Origin of the sequence: Photobacterium sp. SP02, assembly GCF_038519165.1 — a bacterium.
In the GTDB taxonomy this organism is placed as follows: Bacteria; Pseudomonadota; Gammaproteobacteria; order Enterobacterales; family Vibrionaceae; genus Photobacterium; species Photobacterium halotolerans.
Map to the genome: position 1 here is coordinate 61,595 of NZ_JASJOJ010000024.1, position 7,576 is coordinate 69,170.

Here is a 7,576-nt window from a genome sequence, read left to right on the forward strand (position 1 = left end):
GAAGAAGGTATTTCAGTAATGCGACCTTACTGAGTACCGTCAAATCGAGCGCGGATACTAACACTCCCTCATGAAACTGACAAGAAAAAATCCTGACAAGCCCTTTAAACAACGAAAAAAGCATCAGATCCATCCCATGCATAGCTCATTTCTACTTGCAACAAAAAACACCCAACACGTTTCATAAATTGGACTTAGTTCCAATAAAATCGCTTAACTGTGATCTAAATAACACTGAGATTGATAGTAATTATCATTTGTTTTTGTATAATCCTTACCAATAACGACTCTAATTGATAAAGAAATTGATAGCAGGGAATATGAATCATAAACAACTCTCACTGATTGCCAGCTCTGTATTGCTGGCCCTTTCTCCTTCATTGCATGCTCAGGAAAAAAAATCATATACAGATGAAATGGTGGTTACGGCAACGCGTACTGAGCAAAGTATTATGAATGTGCCGGGGTCTGTATCGAAAGTCACTGCCGAGGACATGGAAAAGAACCTGGCGAATGATCTGCAAGATGCGCTGAAGTATGAGCCCGGTGTCCAGGTGAACGGCAATGGCCGCTTCGGGATTTCTGATTTCACTGTGCGTGGTGTTTCCGGAAATCGCGTGAAAGTCATGGTTGATAATGTCGAGCAGCCTGCCGGGTATAACCCGGGTGCCGACCAGATGCGCAAGTATTCAAATGGATTCGAGGTTGATACCTTAACCGCTGTTGAAGTAAGCAAAGGTCCGGGCTCAAGCCTCTATGGTAGCGATGCCATTGGCGGTACAGTCTTGCTGAGAACGAAAAATCCTGAAGATGTATTACAGACTGGAGAAAACAATCATCTGGCTGTGAAAACAGGTTATGCAAGTGAAAGTGAACAATACAAAGCAACCGTTGAAGCGGCTAATCGTACCGGTGCTGTTGAAAGTTTGCTGATTTATACCTATCGGGATGGCCATGAAACAGAAGCGCATGGCGATGGGGCTGATATTGAAGGCCGTAGTCGTGGGCAGGCGAACCCGCTGACTTTTGCATCGCATAACGTGCTTGGCAAAGTGTATGTTCAGGTGAACGACACCAACCGGGTCGGCTTGGTTGCAGAATATTATACACGTGATACAGATGCCCAAATTCTGAGCCAGGAAAATTACGATGCTGGTGGCGGTTTCATGCCGGGTTTTGTTTATACCAATGTGCGTGGCCATGATGAAGATGCTCGGATCCGATTGGGGCTGAACCACGAATGGCAGGCCAATCTTGCCGTTGCAGATTCCGTGAACTGGGCGTTGAACTGGCAGCAGAGTGAAAGTAAACACGATAACTACGATCATACCGATAGATATGGTAATCGGAATCGTTACCGTGGCGGCGAAGATTCAAGCACTCAGTTTGATGCGCAGTTTAATAAAGCCATTGCGTTCTCCAATACTCGTCATGAGCTGACTTATGGTTTGAGTGTTGTACACAATGAGTTCGAGCTGGATTATAAGGATTATTTCCTGGATTCAGGGGCCGTGAAACCTGGCCCAGTAGAAGTGCCAAATGCAAAATCCGTGAAATACGGTATTTTCTTGCAGGATCAGCTGTATTTAATGCAGGAGCAACTGGTGGTGACCGGTGGTCTCCGCTACGACAACTATCAGGCTGAACCAGCTTCCTCCTCTGGTCTGTCAGACCATGAAAGTGATGCTGTCACGGGTCGTTTGGGGGCGGTATATCACTGGACGGAAAGTTTTAATACATACGCTCAGATCAGTCAGGGCTTCCGTTCACCAACTATTGGTGAAATGTATGAAGATAAAGATAACAGGGCGCTTGGTTACAAGATTGTTGCCAACCCGAATCTGAAATCAGAGAAAAGCCTTGCTTACGAAATTGGTGCAAGAACACAGGGGCGCATCGGTTTGATGAGCATCGCGGCTTTCTACACCGACTATAAAGATTTCATTGCTTCCCAAACTGAGGTTGTCAGCGGTATTCAAATCACCAGCAATGAGAACTTAGACTCGGCCAAAATTTATGGTGCTGAATTAGCATCTGAACTCTGGTTGGACGAAGCTCTGAACGCGCCAAGCGGTACTTACGCAAAAGTATCTCTGGCTTACCAGGAAGGCGAAGACAAGAAGACGGGTGAGGCCTTAGATTCTGTCGCTCCGTTTACATCGGTTGTGGGCCTTGGTTATGACGCGCCGAGCGGTGACTGGGGCAGTGAGATCAATGCAGTTTATGTTGCATCGAAATCTGGTTCAGACTGGTCGAGTGACACCAATGTTGATGCGCCGAGTTACACTGTGGTTGACCTGACCGCTTATTACACACCAACCGAAGATCTGGTACTTCGTGCTGGCCTGTTTAACGCGTTTGACAAAAAATACTGGCGTTATCAGGACATTGAAGGTTTTACCGCTAGTGAGCCAGGCTTGGATCGTCACACGCAACCAGGTCGTAACTGGGGTGTGAATGTAGATTACGCATTCTGATTTTTTGATGGAATTCACTGCCTGAATTTAGCCGCACGAAAGTGCGGCTTTTGTCGTTTCAATCTCAAGGTTACTGCTTGTACTGATCCAAATCGAACAACTTATCCCGTATCGCCCAGAAGCGGCCGCTTTTACGGGCAATAATGATTTCCGGCGGGCGCAACCTGTGTTCATTGCTGGCAACACGTGTTGGCGCTGTATCGGTAAAGGGCCGGTGGCGATCGACCAGATGGGGATTGATGAATTTTTTCAGAAAATCATTTTTCTGCGTTTTATTGGCTAATGTCCAGACTTCGCTGATATGGCCGTCTTCCTCACTGAAGTAGGTCACTTTCAGCTGAGGCTTGCCGTACTGGTTCTTGCCCGGTTCCAGCTTCATGTCGGTACACTTCATGATCATCGCATCTTTGAGTTTCAGCGCATCACGCAGTTTTTTGTCCGGATCGACCATTACCGCATCGCACTGATGGCAGCGTCTGGCGGCGATGTCGTTGTCCGTACCGCATTCTTCGCAGAATTTGGCGCGAAAGCGATAGCCACACTCTTCACGCTCTCCGTCATCGTCTTCGAAATAGCCCTGACAGCGACGTCCATAGTGTTCTATCAGAAAACCGGCCGGGTCGAGTTTGCCCCAGAAGCTGTTTTTAAAGCCGCAAGCCGGGCAGGGCACCATGATCACTTCACTGTTACTGTCAGGTTTGGGATCGCCGACTTCCGGCTGGTACAAGTCATAACAGTTACCGGCATATTCAAGCACCAGACAGTCCGATTTGCCTTCGGCTAACCGCAGACCACGGCCGACAATTTGCTGGTAGAGGCTGATGGATTCTGTCGGGCGCAGGATGGCAATCAAATCCACATGCGGCGCATCAAACCCTGTTGTCAGAACGGAAACGTTCACCAGGTATTTGATCTGCTGATTCTTGAACTCGGTGATGATGCGATCCCGCTCTTCTAACGGGGTATCGCCGACCACCAGCGCGGCAGATTCACCAGCCAGATAACCCATGATTTCTTTGGCGTGATTGACCGTAGAGGCGAAGATCATCACCCCTTTTCTGTCTTTGGCATAATCGATCACCTGATCGATGATCATTGGGGTGGCGCGGGACGATTTGGCGATCACCGCATCCAGATCCGCCTCTTTATAGTGGCCGTTATTGGCAGGCTTAAGGCTGGAAAAATCGTAGCCAATCACTGCCATGTCCATGATGCTGGGTTCGGTCAGGAAGCCTTCATCCAGCAGATAGCGAATAGGCAGCTCGAAAATACAGTCACGGAAGAAGCGATCCTGCTCTGTTCGCACCTGTCCTCGCGTGTGGTATTTGTAAATCCAGCCCATGCCCAACCGGTATGGCGTAGCTGTCAGGCCAAGAATTTTGATACCTGTGTTGATACGCTGAAGATGCTGGATAACCCGCTGATAGGCACTGTTTTCATCATCAGGCACCCGGTGACATTCATCTATGACCAGCAAGGAAAACTCATCGTTAAATTGCTCAAGGCTGTTGACCATAGATTGCACTGAGGCAAAAACGACCTGCTGATCGGTTTCTTTCCGGCCCAGCCCGGCTGAAAAAATGGACGCGTTCAGGCCGTAGCTTTCATACTTGGCATGGTTTTGTTCGACCAGCTCTTTGACATGGGTAAGCACCAGTACCCGGCCGCGGGCTATCCGGGCGAGTTCTGCGATGACCAGGCTTTTCCCTGCCCCGGTAGGCAGAGTCAGGACTGCAGGTGAGCTGTGTTTACGGAAGTAGTGCACTGTGGCTTTGACACAGTCTTGCTGATAAGGACGAAGCGTATACATCAATCACGGACACTAGTGGAAAGCGAAGGAGAGTGTAACGGCTTTTATCGATGCTAGACAAGTATCGGAGTAGGGCCCAGAGAAATGAGCCCCGGCTGTCAATCATTACGAAGCCATGTTCAGTGGCAGTTTCGTGGGCTTGATGGTTTTGGTCATCATGCAGAACTGGCGGCGCGGAATAAAATCGTGCTTCTCATAGAAGCTGCGGGCGCCTTTGTTACCTATGTTCACTTCGAGAGTCAGTGCATGGACACCGGCTTCTGCGCAGTGATGTTCAATCTGAGGCATGAGCTCAGTGCCTATACCTTGCTGGCGCCATTCGGATTTCAGGTAGAACTGATCAATCAGGGCGATCCGTCCGCCATGCTCAAGGCTGAAGCTGTAACTCAGGATAATATGACCGGCAATCATAGTATTGCCTTCATGTTCAATTTCTATAAACCAAACCTGACCCAGTTCAGGATTGTTCAACATCTGGTGTACTGCCTGTGTGGTTTGCTCACGTTTTTGTGGCAGGACTTCATATTCAAAGAGTTCCCCAACTAGTGTAAGCAGCATGTCCACAGAAGACAGGCTAGGCGCTACAAGTGAGATGTTCATAAGTCAACCTTAGTTGTTCGGTGTTTTCATGGCACAGTGGTGAGTTGTTCAAGGTGTTTATACGGATAACTCATGCCCTCTGTCTATAAGTGAAGACCGTGAAAATGGAGAAATGTTCTACTTTTTGAGCTTAGTGGCAGTTCAGGCAATGCGATGTAAAAATTTGTGATCAGGGGTTGCAATTAGTGATATTGCTTCAGCCGGCTCAGGTTTGAGATTTCTCGTGCATCACGCAGTCCAGGTTTTTATAATGGCGCTTTTGCACCACTCGGAGCCTGCAATGCGGCTTGATAAATTTTTATGTACCGCCCTGGGAATTACTCGCAAGGAAGCCGGTAAATTACTCAAAGAAAAAAGAATAGAAGTGAATGGCGACATCGTCAAAAACGGTGCGCTGAAAATCACGGATGACTGTGACGTTGAGTTTGATGGCAGCACGCTGCACATGACGGGCCCGAAATATTTTATGCTGAACAAGCCTCAGGGTTACGTTTGTTCGCATGTGGATGACTTTAATCCGACCGTCTTTGTGTTGCTCGATGAAGTCAGCCCGGAAAAACTGCATGTGGCGGGCAGACTGGACGCGGATACCACAGGGTTGGTGCTGCTGACGGATGACGGCCAGTGGTCACACCGCATTACCTCGCCGCGCCACGTCTGCGAAAAAGTGTACTACGTGGAAACGGCCGATCCTATTCCGGCCTCTGCAATCAAGGAGTTCGCCGAAGGTGTACAGCTGCGCGGCGAGAAAGACCTGACCCGGCCGGCAAAACTGGAGATTCTTGAGGAGTGCGCGGCACTGATCACTATCTCTGAAGGGAAATACCATCAGGTGAAGCGCATGTTTGCTGCAATCGGCAATAAAGTGGTGGCGTTACACCGCGAGCAGGTCGGCGCTGTCGTACTGGATGAAGATCTGGAACCGGGTGAGTATCGACCTCTTACGGAAGAAGAAATCGCCAGCTTTTAAACTGTGAGTGGCTTAGCGACTCAGTGTAATAGCGACTCAGTGTTATAAAGACTTAGTGGTAAAACGACTTAGCGGTAAAGCCAGAAGGCGTCGGGCCTGTTGCATAGGTACCGACGCCTTTTTAGTGCCTGCTATTCGTTCTGTTCAGGCTGCCAGAGAAAAACAGCGAAAATTCGCTGTCAGGCAACATAGATGCGATTTTTTGGTCAATACTTGAACTTTGTGATAATGCACATCACAATTTTTCGCTAGTACACCATAAAAAGAAACTTATCATTTCCTGTCGGGAAAGATTTAAGTAGCGGAAATTGTCGTACAATCACTCCCTTTCCTTTTCAAAATTCTAATAAGTGGTTTATGAATAAATCTGACAGTCCTGGCCTGAGCTTTTCGCTGATCCTCATTCTGGGGGCAATTGCCGCACTCACACCGCTGGCAATTGATATGTACCTGCCTGCAATGCCAACTATCGCAAAAGATCTGGGCGTGAGCCCCAGTTTGGTGCAGGTGACCCTGACAGCGTATACCGCAGGTTTTGCCGTTGGACAGCTTATTCATGGCCCGCTTTCAGACAGCTACGGCCGTCGCCCGGTACTGATAATCGGTATAATGCTTTTCGCACTGGCCGCAGTGGTCAGTGCAATGAGTCATAACATTAATGAACTGACCTGGATCCGTGCCGCGCAAGGCTTTGCCGGTGCCTCTGCCGCCGTTATTATTCAGGCGCTGGTGCGGGATATGTTTGAACGGGAAGAGTTCGCCCGCACCATGTCTTTTGTCACCCTAGTGATGACAATTGCGCCATTGGCCGCGCCAATGATAGGGGGATACCTGTCCGTCTGGTTCGGCTGGCGTTCCATTTTCTGGTTTCTGGCTCTGTTTTCAGTGATTGTTATTCTGGCCGTGTTGAAAATGATTCCTGAAACCCTGCCGGCTGAGAAACGACTGCCGTTTCATTTAGGTTCAACGCTCAGAAATTATGCGCGCATGCTGACATCAGCCCCCGCGCTCGGTCTGGTGGTGAGCAGCGGTTTTTCGTTTGCGGGCATGTTTGTTTTCCTTACTGTCGGCTCTTTTGTGTACATCGATCTTTACCATGTCAGTACGGAAAACTTCGGCCTGTTGTTTGGCCTGAACGTGATCTGCCTGATTGTAATGACCACCTTAAATGGCAAGCTGGTACGCAAAATGGGCTCGCATTATATGCTGCGTTTGGGACTGATCATTCAATTGATTGCCGGGGCAGGATTGATTGCAGGACAGGTGCTTGAACTCGGCCTGTGGGGCGTTGTGGTACCGGTAATGCTGTTTGTGGGCGCGATTTCTACCGTTGCCAGTAATTCAATGGCTTGTTTGTTAGCCAAGTATCCGCATATGGCGGGTACGGCTTCGTCATTGGCTGGTACAATGCGTTTCGGCACAGGTACTGTGGTGGGCGGTATTGTAGCAGCGATGCCCGATACCACAGCCTGGCCGCTGGCAGGAACGATGGCCGCTTGCGCAGTCTTAGCCTGCTTGTTTTATTGGGGATTGGCGAAAGACGCCTGATTACCTGTGATTGAATAAGAGTATTTGAAAGTAAAATTATGGCTGTGTTTTATCAAGAGCTGAACAAACTGGTGAATGAAGGCCTGGCTGAGTTGCAGTCTTCTGTTACAGCAGGCAAAACCCCCAATACCTCAAAGCCTGGACGGATGAACGCGAAGGCCGGAAAAAAGC

General features: G+C 48.9%; 5 protein-coding genes. 3 read left to right on the plus strand and 2 right to left on the minus strand.

Annotation, left to right across the window (positions count from 1 at the left end; all coding sequences use genetic code 11):
* The first annotated feature begins 320 nt into the window (after positions 1-320).
* Complete coding sequence (locus P0Y67_RS12265; RefSeq protein WP_342392080.1) at positions 321-2,477, plus strand: TonB-dependent hemoglobin/transferrin/lactoferrin family receptor; 2,157 nt, start codon at positions 321-323, stop codon at positions 2,475-2,477.
* A 70-nt stretch (positions 2,478-2,547) separates the two neighbouring features.
* Here P0Y67_RS12265 and P0Y67_RS12270 read toward each other — a convergent pair whose 3' ends face one another.
* On the minus strand, positions 2,548-4,287 hold the full coding sequence (locus P0Y67_RS12270; protein ID WP_342392081.1) for a DEAD/DEAH box helicase: 1,740 nt from the start codon (positions 4,285-4,287) through the stop codon (positions 2,548-2,550).
* Between the two features lie 105 nt (positions 4,288-4,392).
* Positions 4,393-4,887: a GNAT family N-acetyltransferase gene (locus P0Y67_RS12275; protein ID WP_027252305.1), complete on the minus strand. Its 495-nt coding sequence runs from the start codon at positions 4,885-4,887 to the stop codon at positions 4,393-4,395.
* Between the two features lie 280 nt (positions 4,888-5,167).
* Here P0Y67_RS12275 and rsuA point away from each other — a divergent pair, with 280 nt between their 5' ends.
* Positions 5,168-5,857: a 16S rRNA pseudouridine(516) synthase RsuA gene (rsuA, locus tag P0Y67_RS12280; protein ID WP_342392082.1), complete on the plus strand. Its 690-nt coding sequence runs from the start codon at positions 5,168-5,170 to the stop codon at positions 5,855-5,857.
* A 357-nt stretch (positions 5,858-6,214) separates the two neighbouring features.
* Entirely contained in the window at positions 6,215-7,405 is a 1,191-nt protein-coding gene (locus P0Y67_RS12285; protein WP_342392083.1) for a Bcr/CflA family multidrug efflux MFS transporter, read from the plus strand.
* Positions 7,406-7,576: the final 171 nt, after the last annotated feature.